This window comes from Pseudomonas sp. Marseille-Q7302 (assembly GCF_965111925.1).
In genome coordinates, this window is record NZ_CBCOPK010000001.1 from 783,549 (window position 1) to 804,094 (window position 20,546).

The 20,546-nt window shown below is 64.6% G+C and carries 14 protein-coding genes; 12 read left to right on the forward strand and 2 right to left on the reverse strand.

Translation table 11 applies throughout. The features are described from left to right. Nucleotides 1-95: 95 nt before the first annotated feature. Nucleotides 96-2,309 (reverse strand): primosomal protein N', encoded by a 2,214-nt coding sequence (locus ACWPW1_RS03760; protein WP_434775728.1) that lies wholly within the window; start codon nt 2,307-2,309, stop codon nt 96-98. Between the two features lie 158 nt (nt 2,310-2,467). Here ACWPW1_RS03760 and rpmE point away from each other — a divergent pair, with 158 nt between their 5' ends. From rpmE to ACWPW1_RS03775, 3 genes are all read left to right on the forward strand, one after another. Continuing rightward, on the forward strand, nt 2,468-2,683 hold the full coding sequence (gene rpmE / locus ACWPW1_RS03765) for a 50S ribosomal protein L31 (RefSeq protein WP_007161618.1): 216 nt from the start codon (nt 2,468-2,470) through the stop codon (nt 2,681-2,683). Next, a complete protein-coding gene (locus ACWPW1_RS03770) occupies nt 2,683-3,510 on the forward strand; it encodes a thermonuclease family protein (protein WP_059313503.1) in 828 nt (275 codons plus the stop codon). Before rpmE ends, ACWPW1_RS03770 begins: the two co-directional genes overlap by 1 nt. Before the next feature lie 112 nt (nt 3,511-3,622). Continuing rightward, nucleotides 3,623-4,891, forward strand: a complete 1,269-nt coding sequence (locus ACWPW1_RS03775; RefSeq protein ID WP_434775730.1) for a malic enzyme-like NAD(P)-binding protein — start codon at nt 3,623-3,625, stop codon at nt 4,889-4,891. 53 nt (nt 4,892-4,944) lie between these two features. Here ACWPW1_RS03775 and ACWPW1_RS03780 read toward each other — a convergent pair whose 3' ends face one another. After that, a complete protein-coding gene (locus tag ACWPW1_RS03780) occupies nt 4,945-7,365 on the reverse strand; it encodes a penicillin-binding protein 1A (RefSeq protein ID WP_271653842.1) in 2,421 nt (806 codons plus the stop codon). Nucleotides 7,366-7,532: 167 nt separating this feature from the next. Between ACWPW1_RS03780 and ACWPW1_RS03785 the strand changes: the two genes are divergently transcribed. The 9 genes from ACWPW1_RS03785 to gltB all read left to right on the forward strand — a co-directional run bounded on the left by ACWPW1_RS03785 (nt 7,533) and on the right by gltB (nt 20,515). Next, nucleotides 7,533-8,597 (forward strand): pilus assembly protein PilM, encoded by a 1,065-nt coding sequence (locus tag ACWPW1_RS03785; protein ID WP_059313506.1) that lies wholly within the window; start codon nt 7,533-7,535, stop codon nt 8,595-8,597. Next, nucleotides 8,598-9,185 carry a PilN domain-containing protein gene (locus tag ACWPW1_RS03790; protein ID WP_454252390.1) on the forward strand — a complete coding sequence of 196 codons (588 nt, stop codon included), beginning with the start codon at nt 8,598-8,600 and terminating at the stop codon, nt 9,183-9,185. After that, nucleotides 9,182-9,835: a type 4a pilus biogenesis protein PilO gene (pilO, locus tag ACWPW1_RS03795; protein WP_454252391.1), complete on the forward strand. Its 654-nt coding sequence runs from the start codon at nt 9,182-9,184 to the stop codon at nt 9,833-9,835. The genes ACWPW1_RS03790 and pilO overlap by 4 nt, the downstream gene beginning before the upstream one ends. Continuing rightward, nucleotides 9,832-10,350: a pilus assembly protein PilP gene (locus ACWPW1_RS03800; RefSeq protein ID WP_059313509.1), complete on the forward strand. Its 519-nt coding sequence runs from the start codon at nt 9,832-9,834 to the stop codon at nt 10,348-10,350. Before pilO ends, ACWPW1_RS03800 begins: the two co-directional genes overlap by 4 nt. After that, nucleotides 10,350-12,599 (forward strand): type IV pilus secretin PilQ, encoded by a 2,250-nt coding sequence (pilQ, locus tag ACWPW1_RS03805; protein ID WP_454252392.1) that lies wholly within the window; start codon nt 10,350-10,352, stop codon nt 12,597-12,599. The genes ACWPW1_RS03800 and pilQ overlap by 1 nt, the downstream gene beginning before the upstream one ends. Before the next feature lie 5 nt (nt 12,600-12,604). Next, nucleotides 12,605-13,123: a shikimate kinase AroK gene (aroK, locus tag ACWPW1_RS03810; RefSeq protein WP_059313511.1), complete on the forward strand. Its 519-nt coding sequence runs from the start codon at nt 12,605-12,607 to the stop codon at nt 13,121-13,123. 52 nt (nt 13,124-13,175) lie between these two features. Continuing rightward, entirely contained in the window at nt 13,176-14,270 is a 1,095-nt protein-coding gene (gene aroB / locus ACWPW1_RS03815; protein ID WP_059313512.1) for a 3-dehydroquinate synthase, read from the forward strand. An 18-nt stretch (nt 14,271-14,288) separates the two neighbouring features. Beyond that, nucleotides 14,289-15,851 carry an AAA family ATPase gene (locus ACWPW1_RS03820; protein WP_454252393.1) on the forward strand — a complete coding sequence of 521 codons (1,563 nt, stop codon included), beginning with the start codon at nt 14,289-14,291 and terminating at the stop codon, nt 15,849-15,851. Between the two features lie 215 nt (nt 15,852-16,066). Beyond that, the gene (gltB, locus tag ACWPW1_RS03825) at nt 16,067-20,515 is read left to right on the forward strand and encodes a glutamate synthase large subunit (RefSeq protein WP_313649788.1); all 4,449 of its coding nucleotides are present in this window, start codon (nt 16,067-16,069) and stop codon (nt 20,513-20,515) included. Nucleotides 20,516-20,546 lie beyond the last annotated feature (31 nt).

Here is a 20,546-nt window from a genome sequence, read left to right on the forward strand (position 1 = left end):
GTCATTGGCCTTCGGCGTGCGCCGAGCGCGCACTGCGATGAAAACCCGGCATTATCCGTGGCAAGCCCGGCCTTGCCAATGGTAAGCCAGTGCCACTAGAACAGATCGATGGGATCGACGTCCAGGGACCAGCGCACCTGGCGCGCTTCCGGCAGGCTTTCCAGTTGGGCCACCCAGATGCCCAGCAACCGGTGCAGGGGCGCGCGACTGCTGCTCTGCAGCAGCAACTGGGCCCTATGGCGACCGGCACGGCGTTCCATCGGCGCCGGTACCGGGCCGAGCAGCTCTACCTGGGGCAGGGCGAGATTGACCGCCAGGCCTTCCGCGACGTGATAGGCCGCCTCCAGGAAATTTTCCACCTGATCCTGGCGATGGGCATCGGCGCGCAGCAGTGCCAGATAGGCGAAGGGCGGCAGACCCGCGGCGCGGCGCTCCTGCAAGGCCTGGCGGGCGAAGGCTGGATAGCCTTCCTCGGCCAGTTGCACCATCAGCGGGTGATCGGCCAGGTGGGTCTGGATCAGTACCTGCCCGGGCTCCTCGGCGCGGCCCGCACGTCCGGCCACCTGGACGATCTGCTGCGCCATGCGCTCACTGGCGCGGAAGTCGGCGGAAAACAGCCCGCTGTCGGCATCGAGCACGGCCACCAGGGTCACCTTGGGGAAGTGGTGGCCCTTGGCGAGCATCTGGGTGCCGACCAGGATGCAGGGCACCCCGCTATGAATGGTGCGCAAGAGCTTGCCCAGGGCGTCCTTGCGCGCGGTGGTGTCGCGGTCGATGCGCAGCACCGGGATGTCCGGAAAGAGCAGCTGCAGGCGTTCCTCGGCGCGCTCGGTGCCGGCACCCACCGGACGCAGGTCGAGCTTGCCGCAGGAAGGGCAATGACGCGGCGGCGCCTGGCGGTGATCACAGTGATGGCAGCGCAGCTCACCGGAGCCGCGGTGGTAGGTCATGCGCGCATCGCAGCGCGGGCACTGGGCCAGCCAACCGCAGTCGTGGCAGAGCAGGGTAGGGGCGAAACCACGCCGATTGAGGAACACCAGCACCTGCTGCCCGCGCTCCAGGGTCGCGCCCATGGCCTTGAGCAATGGCTGGGACAAACCGCTATCTAGCGGGCGACTGCGCACGTCAAGGCGCTCGAAGCGTGGCGGCTGGGCGCCGCCGGCGCGCAGCGACAGGCGCAGATGGGCGTAGCGTCCTTGGTCGGCGTTGTGCAGGCTCTCCAGCGAAGGGGTGGCCGAGCCCAGCACCACCGGCAGATTCTCGAAGCGTGCGCGGACGACCGCTAGGTCACGGGCGTGGTATCTCAGGCCTTCCTGCTGTTTATAGGAGGCATCGTGTTCTTCGTCGACGATGATCAGCCCGGGGTGCTTGAGCGGGGTGAACAGCGCCGAGCGGGTGCCCACCACGATATCCAGTTCGCCGTCGCGGGCGGCCAGCCAGATGTCCATGCGCTCGCGATCGGTCAGCGCCGAGTGCAGCAGGGCGATGCGGGCATTGAAGCGTTGCTCGAAGCGGCCCAGGGTCTGGGGGCCCAGGTTGATCTCGGGGATCAGCAGCAGCGCCTGGCGTCCCGCTTCCAGGGTGGCCCGGATCAGCTGCAGATAGACCTCGGTCTTGCCGCTGCCGGTCACCCCCTCCAATAGATAGCAATGGAAGCCGCTGCCGCTGCGGATCGCTTCGTAGGCCAGCCGCTGCTCGCTGTTGAGCGGCAATTCGGCCTGGGCGAGCCAGGAGCCCTGGTGCCGGGTCGGCTGGTGATAGCGGGTCTCCACCTGGACCAGGCCCTTGGCCTGCAGGAGATCGAGACTGTCCTTGACCAGGCCGAGCTGGCCGAGCAACTCGTGCAGCACGCCATGGGGGTGCTGGCGCAAGGTCTTGAGCGCCTCGCGCTGGCGCGGTGCCCGGGCCAGGCGCGGGTCTTCCGGGCGGGCGTCGGGCTGGGCGATCCAAAAGCGCTGTAGCCGGCGCTCTGCCGGCTCCCCCTGACGCAAAAGGGCAGGAAGTGCCCAGCTCAGAGTGTCGCCGAGGCTATGCTGATAGTACTGGGCGGACCACTGGCAGAGTTCGAACAGCGCGCTCGGCAGCGGCGGGCGCTCGTCGAGCAGTTGCAGGGCCTTGCGCAGTTTGTCCGGCGGTACCTCGGTTTCCTGGGCGACCTCGATCAGTACCCCGACCACTTCGCGCCGGCCGAACGGCACCCGCAGTCGTACGCCCGGCCGCAACTGTTCCTCGGCCGCCCCCTTGGGCGGCAGGTAGTCGAACAGGCGGCGCAGTGGGGAAGGCAGCGCCAGGCGCAGGATCAGGGGCACGGCAAGGCTCGCAGGCGTAAAGCCCGATGGTAGCAGACAGGCGGTGTGGGGGTTGCTTGCACGTCCTATCCGCTCTGGTATGATTCGCAGCCGCAAATCTGTGCGGTATCCGGCAATGGCGCCGGGTGGCGGCACAGCTAGACCCCGAGGATAGTTCCATGAAAGCTGATATTCATCCGCAGTACGATGCTATCGAAGCCACCTGCAGCTGCGGTAACGTCATCAAGACCCGCTCGACCCTGAGCAAGAACATTCACCTGGACGTCTGCTCCGAATGCCACCCGTTCTATACCGGCAAGCAGAAGGTCCTGGACGCTGGCGGTCGTATCGATCGCTTCAAGCAGCGCTTCGGCGTGTTTGGCAGCAGCAAGTAATGCGCTGCCGTCGACCATCTCCGTATGGCTCGACACTGAAAAAGGCGTCCCTCTGGGGCGCCTTTTTTATTGGTGCTCTCGTTGGCGCACCACTGGTTCTAGGGGCGGAGTGCCCGCTGCTGCCTGGTGGGCAGGAGGTCACGGTGCGCCAGGTGGTGGACGGCGATACCCTGCGCCTGGCCGATGGCCGCGCGGTGCGCCTGATCGGCGTCAATGCTCCGGAGCTGGGCAAGTCCGGCGGTACTCCCCAGCCCTATGCCGAAACCGCGCGCCGTCGCCTGCAGGAACTGGTCGCGGCCAGCGACGAGCGCCTGCGCCTGGTGCCGGGCAGCGAAGAAACCGACCACTATGGCCGTACCCTGGCGCACCTCTATGATCGCCAGGACAGCAACCTGGAAGCCCGGCTGATTGCCGAGGGGCTCGGTTACGCGGTGGCCATCGCCCCCAATACCCGGCTGGCCGCCTGTCAGGCCGCCGCGGAACGCCAGGCGCGCCGGGCGCGATTGGGCATCTGGAAACAGGATCCGACCATCGCCGCCACCCGCGTCGAAGAAGGGGGCTTCGCCGTAGTGCAGGGGCGCCTGCGGGAGGTCGAGCGCAACCGCGGCGGACTCTGGCTGCAGTTGGAAGGAGACCTGGTGGTCAATGTCCCCGATCGCTTCGTAGACGCCTTCGACGAGGTGCCGCTGCAGCAATGGATAGGTCGTGACCTCGAGGTGAGGGGCTGGATTTCCGACCGCAATCGCCGCAGGGAACCTGGCCGGGCGCGTTGGCAGATGACCCTGAACGACCCGCACATGCTGGGTTTGCGGGTTGAATCGTTTTAGCCGAAAGTCGTATTGCGATTGATTTCAGGCATATGGCCGATTGCTTGTGGCACCTTGAGTCTTTGCGTATTCTCGCCCGACCCAAGACCCACACCACGCGGATATACCAATAATGTCTGATCTCAAAACCGCCGCCCTCGAATACCACGCCCAGCCGCGCCCCGGCAAACTCAGCGTCGAACTGACCAAGCCCACCGCCACCGCCCGCGACCTGTCCCTGGCCTACAGCCCCGGCGTCGCCGAGCCGGTCCGCGAGATCGGTCGCGATCCCGAATTGGCCTACCGTTACACCGGCAAGGGCAACCTGGTTGCCGTGATCTCCGACGGTACCGCCATCCTCGGCCTGGGCAACCTCGGCCCGCTGGCCTCCAAGCCGGTGATGGAAGGCAAGGGCGTGCTGTTCAAGCGCTTCGCCGGTGTGGACGTCTTCGACATCGAGGTGGATGCGGAGAGCCCCCAGGCCTTCATCGACACCGTCAAGCGCATCTCCATCACCTTTGGTGGCATCAACCTGGAAGACATCAAGGCGCCCGAGTGCTTCGAGATCGAGCGCGCCCTGATCGAGCAGTGCGACATCCCGGTCTTCCACGATGACCAGCACGGTACCGCCATCGTGACCGCCGCGGGCATGCTCAACGCCCTGGAAATCGCCGGCAAGCGCCTGGAAGATGCCAAGATCGTCTGCCTGGGCGCCGGTGCTGCCGCCATCTCCTGCATGCGCCTGCTGGTGAGCATGGGCGCCAAGGTCGAGAACATCTACATGATCGACCGTCAGGGCGTGGTCCACAGTGGCCGCAACGACCTGAACCAGTACAAGTCGGCCTTCGCCACCGAAACCAGCAAGCGCACCCTGGACGACGCCCTCGAAGGGGCCGACGTCTTCGTGGGTCTGTCCGGTCCGAATCTGCTTTCGGCCGAAGGCCTCAAGCGCATGGCGGCCAACCCCATCGTCTTCGCCTGCTCCAACCCGGATCCGGAAATCACCCCCGAGCTGGCCCACGCCACGCGCGATGACGTGATCATGGCGACCGGTCGTTCCGACTACCCGAACCAGGTCAACAACGTCCTGGGCTTCCCCTTCATCTTCCGTGGTGCCCTGGACGTCCGCGCCCGCGTCATCAACGAAGAGATGAAGATCGCCGCCGCCCTGGCCCTGCGCGACCTGGCCAAGCTGCCGGTGCCCAAGGAAGTCTGCGAGGCCTACAACGTCGACAGCCTGAGCTTTGGTCGCGAGTACATCATTCCCAAGCCCATGGATGCGCGCCTGATCACCCTGGTATCCGATGCCGTGGCCAAGGCCGCCATCGAGACCGGCGTGGCCACGCTGCCCTATCCGGCGAACTACCCGCTGAAGTCGGTGGACGACGTCTTCGCCAAGTAAGTCTTGGCGCAATAAAAAACCCCGCCAAGGCGGGGTTTTTTATTGGCTGGAGATCAGAAGATATCCATGGGCACGTTTTCGCTGGAGGGCAGCGGCGTACCCGGCGCCACGCCCGGCGGCAGCTCGTCCAGGCTCGGCGGGGTGTCCTCGCTCTTGAACAGCTCGAAATAGGCGTTGGGCGTACCGGGTGGCGCGGCGCGACCAGTAGTGGGGTCGACGCGGATGGAGACGATGCCGTCCGGCTCCTTGAGCTGATGCGGCGGCTTGTCCTTGAGCGCGGCACCCATGTATTTCATCCAGATCGGCAGGGCCACGGTGCCGCCGAATTCCTGGCGGCCCAGGGTCTCGGGCTGGTCGAAGCCGGACCATACCGTGGTCACGTAGTCGCCGTTGTAGCCAGAGAACCAGGTGTCCTTGGATTCGTTGGTGGTACCGGTCTTGCCGGCCAGGTCATTGCGACCCAGTTCCAGGGCCTTGCGTCCGGTACCGCGCTTGATCACGTCCTGCAGCATGCTGTTCATGATGAAGGCGTTGCGCGGGTCGATGACCTGGGGCGCGAACACGGGCGCCGGATTGGCCGGGTCGGCGGACGCGGTATCGGCGGCAGGTGTCACCTCGACGCCCGGGGCGGCCTTGGCCTGCTCCTGCTGGGGTACACGCGGCGGTGCGGCGCGATAGACCACCTTGCCATCGCGGTCGGTCACGTGGTCCACCACGTAGGGCGTCACCTTGTAGCCCTCGTTGGCGAACACCGACCAGCCAGTGGCCACCTCCAGCGGTGTCAGACCGGGTGTCCCAAGGGCCAGGGACAGGTTGCGCGGCAACTGGTCCCGCTCGAAGCCGAAGCGGCTGACATAGTCCAGTGCATAGTCGATGCCGATGGCCTGCAACACGCGAATGGACACCAGGTTGCGCGACCGGTAGAGCGCTTCACGCAGGCGGATGGGGCCGAGGAAGGTGTTGTTGTCGTTCTTCGGGCGCCAGGCTTCGTCGGGGTTCTCGTCCATGAAGACGATGGGGGCGTCGTTGACCAGGCTGGCCGCGGTGAAGCCTTTTTCCAGCGCCGCGCTGTAGATGAACGGCTTGAAACTCGAGCCGGGCTGACGGCGGGCCTGGGTCGCACGGTTGTAATTGCTCTGCTCGAAGGAGAAACCGCCGATCAGGGCGCGGATGGCGCCATCTTGGGGGTCCAGCGATACCAGTGCGCTCTGCGCCTTGGGCACCTGCGAGAACTTCAGGCTGCCATCGTCCTGGCGCTCCACCCGCACCAGGTCGCCGACCTTGACCACGTCGGCCGGACCGTTCGGCCGCGGCCCCAAGCTATTGGCGCTGAGGTAGGGACGGGCCCACTTCATCGACTCCCAGGCGACGGCCTCTTCCTTGCCGTCGCGGGTCAGCACGAGGATGCCACTCTTTTCCACCTGGGTGACGACGGCCGGATCCTGGCCGCCGACGATGCGCTGCTTCTGCAGCAGGGCACTCCATTCGGGCTGGCTGCGGTTGGGCCACTGGGCCTCGGGGCCACGGTAGCCATGGCGCTGATCGTAGTCGGTCAGGCCGTCACGCACCGCCTCGAAGGCGTCCGTCTGCAACCGGCTGTCGATGGTGGTGTAGACCTGATAGCCATCGGTATAGGCATCGCCGCCATAGCGACCGACCATTTCCGCCCGCGCCATCTCGGCGATGTAGGGGGCGTTGAGTTCGGGTACGGCGACGTGGTGATAGGCCTCGAGCGGCTCGGCGATCCCGGCCTGGTAGGCCGCCTGATCGATATAACCGAGCTTGAACATGCGTTCGAGAATCCAATTGCGTCTTTCCAGGCTACGCTCAGGATTAGCGACCGGGTTGTAACGCGACGGCGCCTTGGGCAGGCCGGCGATCATCGCCATCTGGGCGACGGTCAGGTCCTTGATGGATTTGCCGTAGTAGACCTGGGCGGCGGCCTCGATACCGTAGGCGCGGTTGCCCAGGTAGATCTTGTTGACATAGAGCTCGAGGATCTCGTCCTTGGTCAGTTGGCGCTCGATTTGCAGTGCCAGGAGGATCTCGGTGAATTTGCGCGAGAAGCTGCGCTCGCTGGTCAGGAAGTAGTTCTTCGCGACCTGCATGGTAATGGTGCTACCGCCGGTCTGGATGTGTCCGGTCCTGACCAGCTGGCTCACCGCACGCGCCAGGCTCTTCACATCCACGCCATAGTGATTGGCGAAGTTGTCATCCTCGGCGGAGAGCAGGGCATGGATGAAGTTGGGCGGTATCTCGTTGAAACGCAGTGGCGAGCGGCGCATTTCCCCGAATTCGGCGATGAGCTTGCCGTCCGCGCTGTACACCCGCAAAGGGATCTGCAGTTGCACGTTACGCAGGGCATCGATGGACGGAAGGCTGGGGCTGAGGTAGAGGAAGGCACCGCTGAGACCCAGCAACAGGCTGCAGACCAGGGCGACCAACGACCACCAGAAAAACTTCAGAACACGCATCAAGAGACTTTTCGAATGGAAAGAAGGAAAGGGCGACAGGTGACGGTCAGCCTACACGGCGTCGCCATTATAGGCGCGTTTGGCGGTTGGCCGCTATTTGCTCGGGTGTCAAGTCTGTTATCTAATGCCCGTCTACGGAATACCACCGTCGCTCATAGGGAACTGATGTGCTAGGGCTATTCAGAAAGAAGGCGAATACGCTGCTGGGTATCGACGTCAGTTCGACATCCGTGAAACTCATCGAGTTGAGCCGTGCAGGCGGTCGCTATCGGGTGGAAGCCTATGCGGTCGAACCCCTCCCGGCCAACGCCGTGGTCGAAAAGAACATCGCCGAACTCGAAGGCGTGGGCCTGGCCATCGGCCGGGTGCTGGTCAAGGCCCGCACTTCCGCGCGTAGCGCCGCCGTGGCTGTTTCTGGCTCGGCAGTGATCGCCAAGACCATCGAGATGGATGCCGGCCTGTCTGATGACGAGCTGGAAAACCAGATCAAGCTGGAAGCCGACCAGTACATTCCCTATCCGCTGGACGAGGTCGCCATCGACTTCGAGGTGCAGGGGCCGTCGCCGCGCAATGCCGAGCGCGTCGAGGTGCTGCTGGCTGCCTGCCGAAAGGAAAACGTCGAGGTCCGCGAGGCGGCCCTGGCGCTGGCCGGCATCTCGGCCAAGGTGGTCGACGTCGAGGCCTATGCGCTGGAGCGGGCCTACCAGCTACTGGCCAATCAGCTGGGCGGGCATGTCGACGACCTGACCGTGGCGGTGGTCGACATCGGCGCCACCATGACCACGCTGAGCGTGTTGCACAACGGCAAGACCATCTACACCCGCGAACAGCTGTTTGGCGGGCGCCAGCTTACCGAGGAGATCCAGCGACGCTATGGTCTGTCGGTGGAAGAGGCCGGTCTGGCCAAGAAACAGGGCGGGCTGCCGGACGACTATCAGAGCGAGGTGCTGACGCCTTTCCGCGAGGCCGTGGTACAGCAGGTGGCCCGTTCGCTGCAGTTTTTCTTCGCGGCTGGGCAATACAATGATGTGGACTACATCTTGCTTGCGGGTGGGACCGCGTCAATTTCCGGACTCGACCGCTTGATCCAGCAGAAAATCGGCACCCCTACCGTCCTGGCCAATCCCTTCGCTGACATGACCGTCAGCAACAAGGTCAATGCGGCGGCCCTGGCCGGCGATGCCCCGGCGCTGATGATCGCCTGCGGCCTGGCCATGAGGAGTTTCGACTAGATGGCCCGCATCAACCTCTTGCCCTGGCGGGAACAGCTGCGCGAAGAAAGGCGCAAGCAGTTCCTGGTGATCTTGGGCGCCATCTTCGTGCTCTCGTGCGGCGCCGTATTTCTCGGGGATCAATACCTGTCCGGCGAAATCGCCCGCCAGGAGGCCCGCAATGCCTTCATCCAGCAGAACATCGCCCAGCTCGACGTGCGCATCAAGGAAATCAGCGAACTCAAGACCCGCCGTCAGCAGCTGCTGGCGCGGATGAAGATCATCCAGGACCTGCAAGGCAATCGGCCGGTCATCGGTCATGTCTTCGACCAGCTGGTGCGGACGCTGCCGGACGGCGTGTATTTCCGCGAGCTGAAGATGCAGGGCGATACCCTGTCGATCAGTGGCGAGGCGGAATCCAACAACCGGGTCTCCAACCTGATGCGTAATCTTGACGCCTCCGACTGGTTCACGTCGCCAACGCTGATCGAGGTGAAGGCGACCACCGCCGGTGCGGTGGATCAGGCCAATACCTTCCAGCTCACCGTCAAGCAGACCCAGCCCGGTGCTCCGGCGACAGCCCCGCTCGCCAAGGGAGGCAAACCATGAGTCTCGCCGATTCCCTGGCCAGCCTGCGCAAGGTCGACATCAACGAGCTCAGCCTGGAGAATCTCGGTTCCTGGCCCAAGCCGGTCAAGGTCATCGCCTGCCTACTGATCGTGCTGGTGGTGATGCTGCTTGGCTATCAGTTCCATCTCAGCGACATGCAGGCGCAGCTGGACAATCAGCGCACCCAGGAAGAAACCCTCAAGCAGCAGTACGCCAGCAAGGCCTTTCAGGCCGCCAACCTGGATGCCTACAAGCAGCAGATGGTCGAGATGGAGGAGTCCTTCGGGGCCCTGCTGCGGCAATTGCCCGGCGATACCGAGGTGCCGGCGCTGCTCGAGGACATCACCCGTACCGGTCTCGGTAGCGGCCTCGAGTTCGAGCAGATCAAGCTGCTGCCGGAAGTCACGCAGCAGTTCTATGTCGAGTTGCCGATCCAGATCACCGTGGTGGGCAACTATCATGACCTGGCGACCTTCGTCAGCAGCGTTTCCAGCCTGCCGCGCATCGTGACTCTGCACGACTTCGATCTCAAACCGGTGGATGACAAGAACGCTAACGGGGGCGGCTCGGTGTCAGGTACCGGCGGCAAGTTGCGCATGAACGTCCTGGCCAAGACCTACCGCTACAATGATAAGGGGCTCAGCAAATGAAGACGCCCCTGTTGCTCTGCCTGTTGACCAGCGTGCTGGTTGGCTGTGGTTCCAGCGATACCAGCGACCTGCAGGCGTTCATGGACGAAACCCGCGCCAAGCCGCGTGGGTCCATCGAGCCACTGCCGCAATTTCGCGCCTACGAACCTTTCACCTATGCCGCCTCGGCGATGCGCAGCCCCTTCCAGGCGCCGGTACGCATCGACCCCACGGTGCGCCAGCGCGGGACCGGCAACATCAAGCCTGACGTGAATCGGCCGAAGCAGTTTCTCGAAGGCTTCAACATCGAGACCTTCAGCATGGTGGGCATCTTGGCCAACGCCAGTGGCCGCTATGCGCTGGTCAACGGCGCCGGGGGCGTGCATCGCGTCAAGGTGGGTGACTACCTGGGGCGTAATGACGGGCGCATCACCAAGATCACTGACGGTGAGATCGACGTGATCGAAATCGTCCCGGATGGCGAGGGTGGCTGGCTGGAGCGGCCGCGCACCATCACCTTGAAGGAAAAGACTTAATGGGCGGGGCAAGTACAGTGAAGACGAATAGCGCAAGACGGCTGGGACTGGGATTGGCCTTGTTGCTGGGCAGCCTGGCCGGCCAGGCCCTGGCAGCCGATCTGCAGGCCTTGAACGTCGCCTCCCTGCCCGGGGATCGCATCGAGCTCAAGCTGACCTTCGATCAGCCGGTCCCGGTACCCAAGGGCTACACCATCGAGCAGCCGGCGCGGATCGCCCTGGATCTGCCCGGCGTCGCCAACAAGCTGGGTACCAAGAGCCGCGAGCTGGGCAATGGCAATGCTCGCAGCGTGACGGTGGTCGAGGCGGGCAACCGGACCCGGCTGATCATCAACCTCACCAACCTGGCCAGCTACGACACCCGGGCCGACGGCCGCAACCTGTTCGTCACCATCGGCGGCACCGCCGGTCGCCAGACTGCCAGCGCCCAGGCCAACCTGACGCCCAACCTGCCGCGCGCCGCCGCGCCGGCCACCGTGACCGCACCTTCGTCCGCCCCCCTGCCTGGCGCGGTCGCCCGCACGCCGCTGCCGCCGACCCAGGCCACTTCCACCGTGGCGGCCATGACCGCGCCGCGGCCGCAACTGCGCGGCAAGGCGATTCGCCATATCGATTTCCAGCGGGGTCCCCAGGGCGAGGGCAACGTGGTCATCGACCTGAGCGAGACTGGCATCAACCCGGACATCCAGGAGCAGGGCGGCAAGATCCGCCTGACCTTCGCCGGTACCCAGCTGCCCGAAGAGCTGCGCGTGCGCCTGGACGTCAAGGACTTCGCCACTCCCGTGCAGTTCGTCAACGCCTCCGCTGACAGCGGCGGGGCGTCCATCGTCATCGAGCCGACCGGGACCTACGACTACCTGGCCTACCAGACCAACAATCGTCTGACCCTGAGCGTCAAGCCGCTCACCACCGAGGAAAAGGAAAAGCGCGCAGCCGATCGCTTCACCTATACCGGTGAAAAACTGTCGCTGAATTTCCAGGACATCGACGTCCGCTCGGTGCTGCAGCTGATCGCCGATTTCACCAATCTCAACCTGGTGGCAAGCGACACCGTGCAGGGCAACATCACCCTGCGCCTGCAGAACGTGCCCTGGGACCAGGCGCTGGATCTGATCCTCAAGACCAAGGGTCTCGACAAGCGCCAGATCGGCAACGTGCTGCTGGTGGCGCCGGCCGACGAGATCGCCGCCCGCGAGCGTCAGGAGCTGGAGTCGCAGAAGCAGATCCAGCAGCTGGCGCCGCTGCGCCGTGATCTGATCCAGGTCAACTACGCCAAGGCCGCTGATATCGCCAAGCTGTTCCAGTCGGTGACCAGTGCTGACAAGACCGCCGACGAGCGCGGCTCCATCTCGGTGGACGAGCGCACCAACAGCATCATTGCCTACCAGACCCAGAATCGCCTGGACGAACTCCGGCGCATCGTCTCGCAGCTGGATATCCCGGTGCGCCAGGTGATGATCGAGGCGCGGCTGGTGGAGGCCAACGTCGACTACAGCAAGCAGCTGGGCGTGCGCTGGGGCGGTAACGCCAGTTCGGGCAACTTCGCGGTCTATGGTAAGGACGGCGCCACCACCGTCGATTCCACGACCGGTCAGGTGTTCCTGCCGGGGACCAGTACCGTAGGCAGCTTCACCTCCGCCAGTGGTGTGGCGCCCACGCCCTTCGTCGACATGGGCGTTTCCGGTAGCACCTCGGGCATCGGCGTCGGCTTCATGGTCGGTGGCAAGATGCTCGACCTGCAGCTGTCCGCGCTGCAATCCAGTGGCAATGGCGAGATCATCTCCCAGCCCAAGGTGGTGACCTCGGACAAGGAGACCGCCAAGATCCTGCGCGGTACCGAGATCCCCTACCAGGAAGCCAGCTCCAGCGGTGCCACCAGCACCAGCTTCAAGCAGGCCGCCCTGTCGCTGGAGGTCACGCCGCAGATCACCCCGGACAATCGCATCATCATGGAGGTCAAGGTCAACAAGGATGCGCCTGACTACCAGAACGCCTTGAATGGTGTGCCGCCGATCAGCAAGAACGAGGTCAATGCCAAGGTGCTGGTGAGCGATGGCGAGACCATCGTGCTGGGTGGGGTGTTCTCCAATACCCAGACCAAGTCCACCACCAAGGTGCCGATGCTGGGGGACATTCCCTATGTCGGCCGGCTGTTCCGCCGGGATTCGGTCACGGACAGCAAAGTCGAGCTGCTGATCTTCCTCACGCCGCGTATCATGAACAACCAGGCGATAGCGGTTGGTCGATGACATAAGTGCGTAATCTGTTTCTCGTAGGACCGATGGGCTCGGGCAAGAGCACCATCGGTCGGCTCCTGGCGAAGGAATTGCGGCTGCCGTTCAAGGATTCCGACAAGGTAATCGAAGAGCGCACCGGTGCCGACATCCCCTGGATCTTCGATGTGGAAGGCGAGCAGGGCTTTCGCGAGCGTGAACACGCCGCGATCGCCGAGCTATGCGCGGAGAACGGTCTGGTGATGGCCACCGGGGGCGGCGCCGTGCTGCGCGAAGACAATCGCCAGGCACTCAAGCATGGCGGGCGGGTCATCTATCTGCATGCCTCCATCGAGCAGCAGATCGAGCGGACCTCGCGGGACCGCAATCGGCCGCTGCTGCAGACTGCCGATCCCGCGGCCGTACTGCGCAATCTCATGGCCATGCGCGATCCGCTGTATCGCGAGATCGCCGACATCATCATCGAGACCGACGAGCGGCCACCGCGGCTGGTTGTGTTGCAGATACTCGACCGTCTGAAAGCCCTGGCACCACATTAAAGCCGCGGGCGTTCTGCGCTATGCTAGGCGCCCTTTGAATCAAGGTGATGGCATGCGGACTCTTCACGTCGAGCTCGGTGAGCGCAGCTACCCGATCTACATCGGCCAGGGCCTTCTGGATCGACCGGAATGCTTCCTGCCCCATCTCGCCGGACGCAAGGTGGCGATCGTCACCAATGACACCATCGCGCCGCTTTATCTGGAGCGCCTGCTGCGCACCCTTGGCGATCGGCAGGTCAGCGCCATCGTGCTGCCCGACGGCGAGGCGCACAAGAACTGGGAAACCCTGCAGCTGATCTTCGATGGTCTGTTGCAGGATCGCCATGACCGCAAGACCACCCTCATCGCCCTGGGCGGCGGGGTGATCGGCGACATGGGCGGCTTTGCCGCGGCCTGCTATCAGCGTGGGGTGGATTTCATCCAGGTACCCACCACGCTCCTGTCCCAGGTGGATTCCTCGGTGGGCGGCAAGACCGGCATCAACCACCCGCTGGGCAAGAACATGGTCGGCGCCTTCTATCAGCCGAAGGCGGTAATCATCGACACCGACAGCCTGGCGACCCTGCCGGCGCGCGAGCTGTCGGCTGGCCTGGCCGAGGTCATCAAGTATGGCCTGATCTGTGACGAACCCTTTCTCGGCTGGCTCGAAGAGCACGTCGAGGCGCTGCTGGCACTGGATCAGACCGCGCTCACCGAAGCCATCGAGCGCTCCTGCGCGGCCAAGGCCCAGGTGGTGGGCAGCGACGAGCGCGAGTCGGGCCTGCGGGCGATCCTCAACCTCGGCCATACCTTCGGACATGCCATCGAGACCCACCAGGGCTATGGCGTCTGGCTGCATGGCGAGGCGGTCTCCGCCGGCATGGTGATGGCGCTGCAGATGTCCCTGCTGCTGGGCTGGTTGAGTCCTGCGCAGCGTGACCGGGCGATCCGCCTGCTGGTCAAGGCCAAGCTGCCCGTGGTGCCCCCGGCCGATATGCAGCCGGCCGATTTCGAACGCCTCATGGCGGTGGACAAGAAGGTCCTGGACGGACAACTACGGCTGGTGCTGCTCAGTGACCTGGGCCAAGCCGTGGTGACCGCTGACTTCGCCCGCGACATTCTCGAGCAGACGCTGCGTACCGATTACCAAGCGCTGACCGCCCAGTAAGGAGAACAAGAGAGTCCCATGTCCAATCTGCATGCCGACGAAGCCTTTCTCGGTCACTATCAGTTCACTCATGACCCGTTCGCTGCCCGCGTTCCCGGTTTCAAATTCTTTCCGGCGCAGCGCAAGCCGGTACTTGGCCAGTTGCATCACCTGGCTCGCTACAGCCAGTTGCTGCTGGTGGTCAGTGGTCCCGAGGGCAGTGGCAAGACCTTGCTGCGCCAGGCGCTGGCGGCCAGCACCAAGAAGGAAGCCGTGCATTGCGTGGTGATTTCCGCGCAGAACGGCGGCGACGTCCGCACCGTGCTGGCCCAGGTAGCCAAAGGCGTGGGCGCTGACAGCCAGACGCCGGCGGCCATTCTCGAACAGGCTGCGGAAGTGCGCCTGGCGGGGCAGGAGGTCTACATCCTGGTGGACGATGCCGAGGCGCTGGCGACCCCCGCGCTGGAAGCCCTGCTGGAGTTGGCTGGCGGCACCGAAAAGGAGCGCCTGCACGTCTTCCTGTTTGGCGAGGCGGAAGTGGTGATGCGCCTGGAAGATATCGCTCAGGGCGAAGAGCGCTATCACGCCATCGAATTGCTGCCCTACAGCGAAAGCGAAGCCGAAGAGTATCTGGCCCAGCGCCTGGAAGGTGCCGGTCAGGGGCTGGAGATCTTCACCGACGAGCAGCTCGCGACCATTCACGAGCGCTCCGGTGGCTGGCCCGGTCGCCTTAACGAAGAGGCTCGCGAGGTCTTGGTGGCGGGTATGAGCGCCCGTCGCAAGAAGGCGGCTGCGCCGGCGAAAGGATCGCGCAACCTGCTGGCGGCCCTGCCGCGCAAGCATCTGATCATCCTGGGCGTTGTGGTGGTGGCGGTAGGTGCCGCGGCCCTGTCGCTCAAGGGTGGCAAGAGCGAAGCACCGACCACCGCGAACGAGCAAAACCTGCCCCTGGGCGGCCAGAGCACAGCCGGCACCAGCCGGGATGCCCAGGGCGCGCCCATCCAGTTCGACGGTTCCTCCAAACCGCTTCCCCTGCCGCTGGTGGGTGATTCGCAACCGGTCATTCGCGAGCCGTTGGCGGAAGCAGCGGGCGGTCGCCAGGCCGGAACCGCGGCGGGCAACGACATGGAAGCCGGCGGAGTGCCGCCTACCGTGAGCACCGAGGCCCCGCCCGTGAGCGATGAGGACGAGCTGCCCAGCCGTACACCGGCCCGCTCCTCCGCGCCCAGCGCCCCAGCGGTGACCGCGCCGACTCCGGCACCGACCAAGCCAGCCCCAGCCGCAGCGCCTGCCCATTCGGCTGGCACGGCGGCAGGTTGGTATGGCAGCCAGTCGGGCAGCAAGTACGCCCTGCAGGTAGTGGGCACCAGTACCGAGAAGGCAGCGCAGGACTTCATCGCCCGCCAGACCGACAGTGGCAGCTTTCACTACTTCAAGAAAAGCTACCAGGGCAAGGCGCTCTATGTAGTGACCTACGGCAGCTTCGCCAATCGTGCGGCAGCCGAGGCGGCGGCCAAGCAGTTGCCGGCCAAGGTGCAGGCCAGCAAGCCCTGGCCACGGACCTTCGCCAGCATCCAGCAGGACATCGCCACCAGCCGTTAATTCTTGCCTGCCGCGAAAGAAAGCCCTGGCGCTATCACGAGAGTGACGCCGGGGCTTTCTATTTTGCGTCATGGAATTTTCATCAGGTGTCATCAGTGTTTGTCGAAGGCGTTTTTTTCGCTACACTGGTCAGCCTTTGACTGTCCGAAAAAAGTTCAAATAAGCGGACAGTTTTGTGATGCCTTCGCAATAACCTGATTGCCGGTGAGAGCGCTATGAAAGCAGGCCTGTTCAATCCCGATAGCTTCAAGGACAACTGCGGCTTCGGCCTGATCGCCCATATGCAGGGCGAGCCCAGCCACGACCTGCTGGAAACGGCCATCGAAGCCCTGACCTGCATGACCCACCGGGGCGGTATCAACGCGGACGGCAAGACCGGCGACGGTTGCGGTCTGCTCATGCAGAAGCCGGATGCCTTCCTGCGCGCCATCGCCCAGGAGCAGTTCGGCGTCGACTTGCCCGAGCAATATGCCGCGGGCGTGGTGTTCTTCAACCAGGACGAAGCCCGTGCCGAACAGGCTCGCGCCAACATGAACCTGGAGATCGAGGCTGCTGGCCTGACCCTGGTCGGTTGGCGCAAGGTGCCCATCGATACTTCCGTGCTGGGTGAACTCGCTCTGGCGCGACTGCCGCGCATCGAGCAGGTGTTCGTCGCTGGTCCCGGTCTCGACGACCAGCAGTTCGCCGTCAAGCTGTTCTCCGCCCGCCGCCGTTCCTCGGTGCGCAATGCCGAGGACGCCGAACACTACATCTGCAGCCTGTCGTCCCGGGTCATCGTCTACAAGGGCCTGATGATGCCGGCGGACCTCGCTGCCTTCTATCCGGACCTCGGCGATCCGCGCCTGGCTACCGCCATCTGTGTATTCCACCAGCGCTTCTCCACCAACACCCTGCCGAAGTGGCCGCTGGCGCAGCCCTTCCGCTATCTCGCCCACAACGGCGAGATCAACACCATCACCGGCAACCGCAACTGGGCCCAGGCGCGGCGGACCAAGTTCGTCAATGAACTGATCCCGGATCTCGACCAGCTCGGTCCGCTGGTCAATCGCGTCGGGTCCGACTCCTCCAGCATGGACAACATGCTGGAGCTGCTGGTGACCGGCGGCATGGACCTGTTCCGGGCCGTGCGCATGATCATTCCGCCGGCCTGGCAGAACGTCGAGACCATGGACGCCGATCTGCGCGCCTTCTACGAATTCAACTCCATGCACATGGAGCCCTGGGACGGTCCGGCCGGCGTGGTGCTGACCGAGGGTCGCTATGCGGTCTGCCTGCTCGATCGCAACGGCCTGCGTCCGGCGCGCTGGGTGACCACCAAGAACGGCTACATCACCCTGGCCTCGGAAGTGGGTGTCTGGAACTATCAGCCCGACGACGTCATCGCCAAGGGCCGGGTCGGCCCGGGCCAGATACTGGCCGTGGACACCGAGACTGGTGAGGTGCTGCAGACCGACGACATCGACAATCGCCTCAAGGCGCGTCATCCCTACAAGCAGTGGCTGCGCAAGAACGCCATGCGCATCCAGGCGACCCTGGACGACAACGATCACGGTTCGGCCTTCTACGACCAGGATCAGTTGCGCCAGTACATGAAGATGTTCCAGGTCACCTTCGAGGAGCGTGACCAGGTCCTGCGCCCGCTGGGCGAGCAGGGTCAGGAAGCCGTGGGTTCCATGGGCGACGACACCCCCATGGCGGTCCTGTCGCGGCGTATCCGTTCGCCCTATGACTACTTCCGCCAGCAGTTCGCTCAGGTCACCAACCCGCCGATCGACCCGCTGCGCGAGTCCATCGTCATGTCCCTGGAGACCTGCCTGGGTGCCGAACGCAACGTCTTCGAGGAAACCGCCGAGCACGCCGATCGCGCCATCCTGAGCAGCCCGGTGGTCTCGCCGGCCAAGTGGCGGACCATCCTCAACATGCCCAAGCCTGGCTTCGAGCATGTCAAGATCGACCTCAACTACCCCGAGTCCATGGGCCTTGAGGCGGCGCTGCGCAACATCGTCGAGCAGGCCGAGGAGGCCGTGCGTGCCGGCAAGGTGCTGCTGGTGCTGACCGACCGTCACATCGAGCCGGGCAAGCTGCCGGTGCATGCGGTGCTGGCCACCGGCGCCGTGCATCACCACTTGGTCAACCTGGGCCTGCGTACCAGCAGCAACATCCTGGTGGAGACCGCCACCGCCCGTGATCCGCACCACTTCGCCGTGCTGCTGGGCTTTGGCGCCACCGCGGTCTATCCGTTCCTGGCCTATGAGGTGCTGGGTGACCTGATCCGCACCGGCGAGGTGCTGGGCGACCTCTACGAGGTGTTCAAGTACTACCGCAAGGGCATCACCAAGGGCCTGCTCAAGGTGATCTCCAAGATGGGCATCTCCACCGTCGCCTCCTATCGCGGCGCCCAGCTGTTCGAGGCCGTGGGCCTGGCGGACGAGGTCACCGACCTTTGCTTCCCCGGTGTCACCAGCCGCATCAAGGGCGCGCGCTTCGTCGACCTGGAAGCCGAGCAGAAGCTGCTGGCCGGCGAGGCCTGGAACAACCGCAAGCCGATCCAGCCGGGTGGCCTGCTCAAGTTCGTCTATGGCGGCGAGTACCACGCCTACAACCCGGACGTGGTCAATCTGCTGCAGGCCGCCGTGCAGCAGGGCGACTACGCCAAGTTCCGCGAATACACCGCGCTGGTGGACCAGCGTCCGGTGGCCATGATCCGCGACCTGCTCAAGGTCAAGACCAGCGACCAGCCCCTGGCGCTGGACGAGATCGAGCCGCTGGCCAACATCTTCACCCGCTTCGATGCGGCCGGCATCTCCCTGGGCGCCCTGTCGCCGGAGGCCCACGAGGCCCTGGCCGAGGCCATGAACCGCCTGGGTGGACGCTCCAACTCCGGTGAGGGCGGCGAGGATCCGGCGCGCTACGGCACCATCAAGAGCTCCAAGATCAAGCAGGTGGCCACCGGCCGCTTCGGCGTCACCCCCGAGTATCTGGTCAATGCAGAGGTCCTGCAGATCAAGGTGGCCCAGGGCGCCAAGCCGGGCGAGGGCGGTCAGCTGCCCGGTGGCAAGGTCAACGGCCTGATCGCCAAGCTGCGCTATGCGGTACCTGGCGTGACCCTGATCTCGCCGCCGCCGCACCACGATATCTATTCCATCGAAGACCTGTCGCAGCTGATCTTCGACCTCAAGCAGGTCAACCCCAAGGCGCTGGTATCGGTCAAACTGGTGTCCGAGCCTGGCGTAGGTACCGTGGCCGCCGGTGTGGCCAAGGCCTATGCCGACCTCATCACCATCTCCGGCTACGACGGCGGTACCGGTGCTTCGCCGGTGACCTCCATCAAGTACGCCGGCTCGCCCTGGGAATTGGGCCTGGCCGAGGCGCACCAGACCCTGCGCGGTAACGATCTGCGCGGCAAGGTGCGGGTGCAGACCGACGGCGGCCTGAAGACCGGCCTGGACGTGATCAAGGCGGCCATCCTCGGCGCCGAGAGCTTTGGCTTCGGCACCGCACCGATGATCGCCCTGGGTTGCAAATACCTGCGCATCTGCCACCTGAACAACTGCGCCACCGGTGTCGCCACCCAGAACGACCGACTGCGCAAGGAGCACTTCATCGGCACGGTGGAAATGGTGATGAATTTCTTCACCTTCATCGCCGAGGAGACCCGCGAATGGCTGGCCAAGCTGGGCGTACGCAGCCTGGGCGAGCTGATCGGCCGTACCGACCTGCTGGAAATCCTGCCGGGCGAGACCGCCAAGCAACAGCACCTGGACCTCACCCCGCTGCTGGGTAGCGACCACATCCCGGCGGAGAAGCCGCAATACTGCCAGGTGGAAAAGAACCCGCCATTCGACCAGGGTCTGCTGGCCGAGGAAATGGTGCGTCTGTCCCTACCGGGCATCGAGCAGCTCGAAGGCGGTGAATTCAGCCTCAGCATCGGCAACTGCGACCGCTCCATCGGGGCCCGCGTCTCTGGCGAAATCGCCCGGCGCCACGGCAACCAGGGCATGGTCAAGGCACCGGTGACCTTCCGCTTCAAGGGCACCGCCGGCCAGAGCTTTGGCGTCTGGAACGCCGGTGGCCTGCATCTGTATCTGGAAGGCGACGCCAACGACTACGTGGGCAAGGGCATGACCGGCGGCAAGCTGGTCATCACCCCGCCCCAGGGCGCGGGCTTCAAGAGCCAGGAGTCGGCCATCATCGGCAACACCTGCCTCTACGGCGCCACCGGCGGCAAGCTGTTCGCCGCTGGCACCGCCGGTGAGCGCTTCGGAGTACGCAACTCCGGGGCCCACACCGTGGTGGAAGGCACCGGTGACCACTGCTGCGAATACATGACCGGTGGTTTCGTCTGCGTCCTGGGCAAGACCGGCTACAACTTCGGCTCGGGCATGACTGGCGGCTTCGCCTATGTGCTGGACCTGGACAACGGCTTCTATGACCGGGTCAACCACGAACTGGTGGAAATCCAGCGCATCAACAGCGAGGCCATGGAGGCTTATCGCAGCCATCTGGAAGGGGTACTGGCCGAATACGTGCGCGAGACCGGCAGTGCCTGGGGCAGCCATCTCCATGAGAACCTGGACGACTACCTGCGCAAGTTCTGGCTGGTGAAGCCCAAGGCCGCGAGCCTGGCTTCGCTGCTGGTCAGCACCCGCGCCCGTCCTGAATAACGACTTCGATGCCGGCTCCCTCAGGCGCCGG

Excerpts from the sequence above, each read along its gene's own strand:
- rpmE (WP_007161618.1), top strand. The coding sequence starts at position 2,468 with ATGAAAGCTGATATTCATCCGCAGTACGATGCTATCGAAGCCACCTGC.
- ACWPW1_RS03820 (WP_454252393.1), top strand. The coding sequence starts at position 14,289 with ATGTCCAATCTGCATGCCGACGAAGCCTTTCTCGGTCACTATCAGTTC.
- pilQ (WP_454252392.1), top strand. The coding sequence starts at position 10,350 with ATGGGCGGGGCAAGTACAGTGAAGACGAATAGCGCAAGACGGCTGGGA.
- pilO (WP_454252391.1), top strand. The coding sequence starts at position 9,182 with ATGAGTCTCGCCGATTCCCTGGCCAGCCTGCGCAAGGTCGACATCAAC.
- ACWPW1_RS03780 (WP_271653842.1), bottom strand. The coding sequence starts at position 7,365 with ATGCGTGTTCTGAAGTTTTTCTGGTGGTCGTTGGTCGCCCTGGTCTGC.
- aroB (WP_059313512.1), top strand. The coding sequence starts at position 13,176 with ATGCGGACTCTTCACGTCGAGCTCGGTGAGCGCAGCTACCCGATCTAC.
- ACWPW1_RS03790 (WP_454252390.1), top strand. The coding sequence starts at position 8,598 with ATGGCCCGCATCAACCTCTTGCCCTGGCGGGAACAGCTGCGCGAAGAA.
- ACWPW1_RS03775 (WP_434775730.1), top strand. The coding sequence starts at position 3,623 with ATGTCTGATCTCAAAACCGCCGCCCTCGAATACCACGCCCAGCCGCGC.
- ACWPW1_RS03770 (WP_059313503.1), top strand. The coding sequence starts at position 2,683 with ATGCGCTGCCGTCGACCATCTCCGTATGGCTCGACACTGAAAAAGGCG.
- gltB (WP_313649788.1), top strand. The coding sequence starts at position 16,067 with ATGAAAGCAGGCCTGTTCAATCCCGATAGCTTCAAGGACAACTGCGGC.
- ACWPW1_RS03800 (WP_059313509.1), top strand. The coding sequence starts at position 9,832 with ATGAAGACGCCCCTGTTGCTCTGCCTGTTGACCAGCGTGCTGGTTGGC.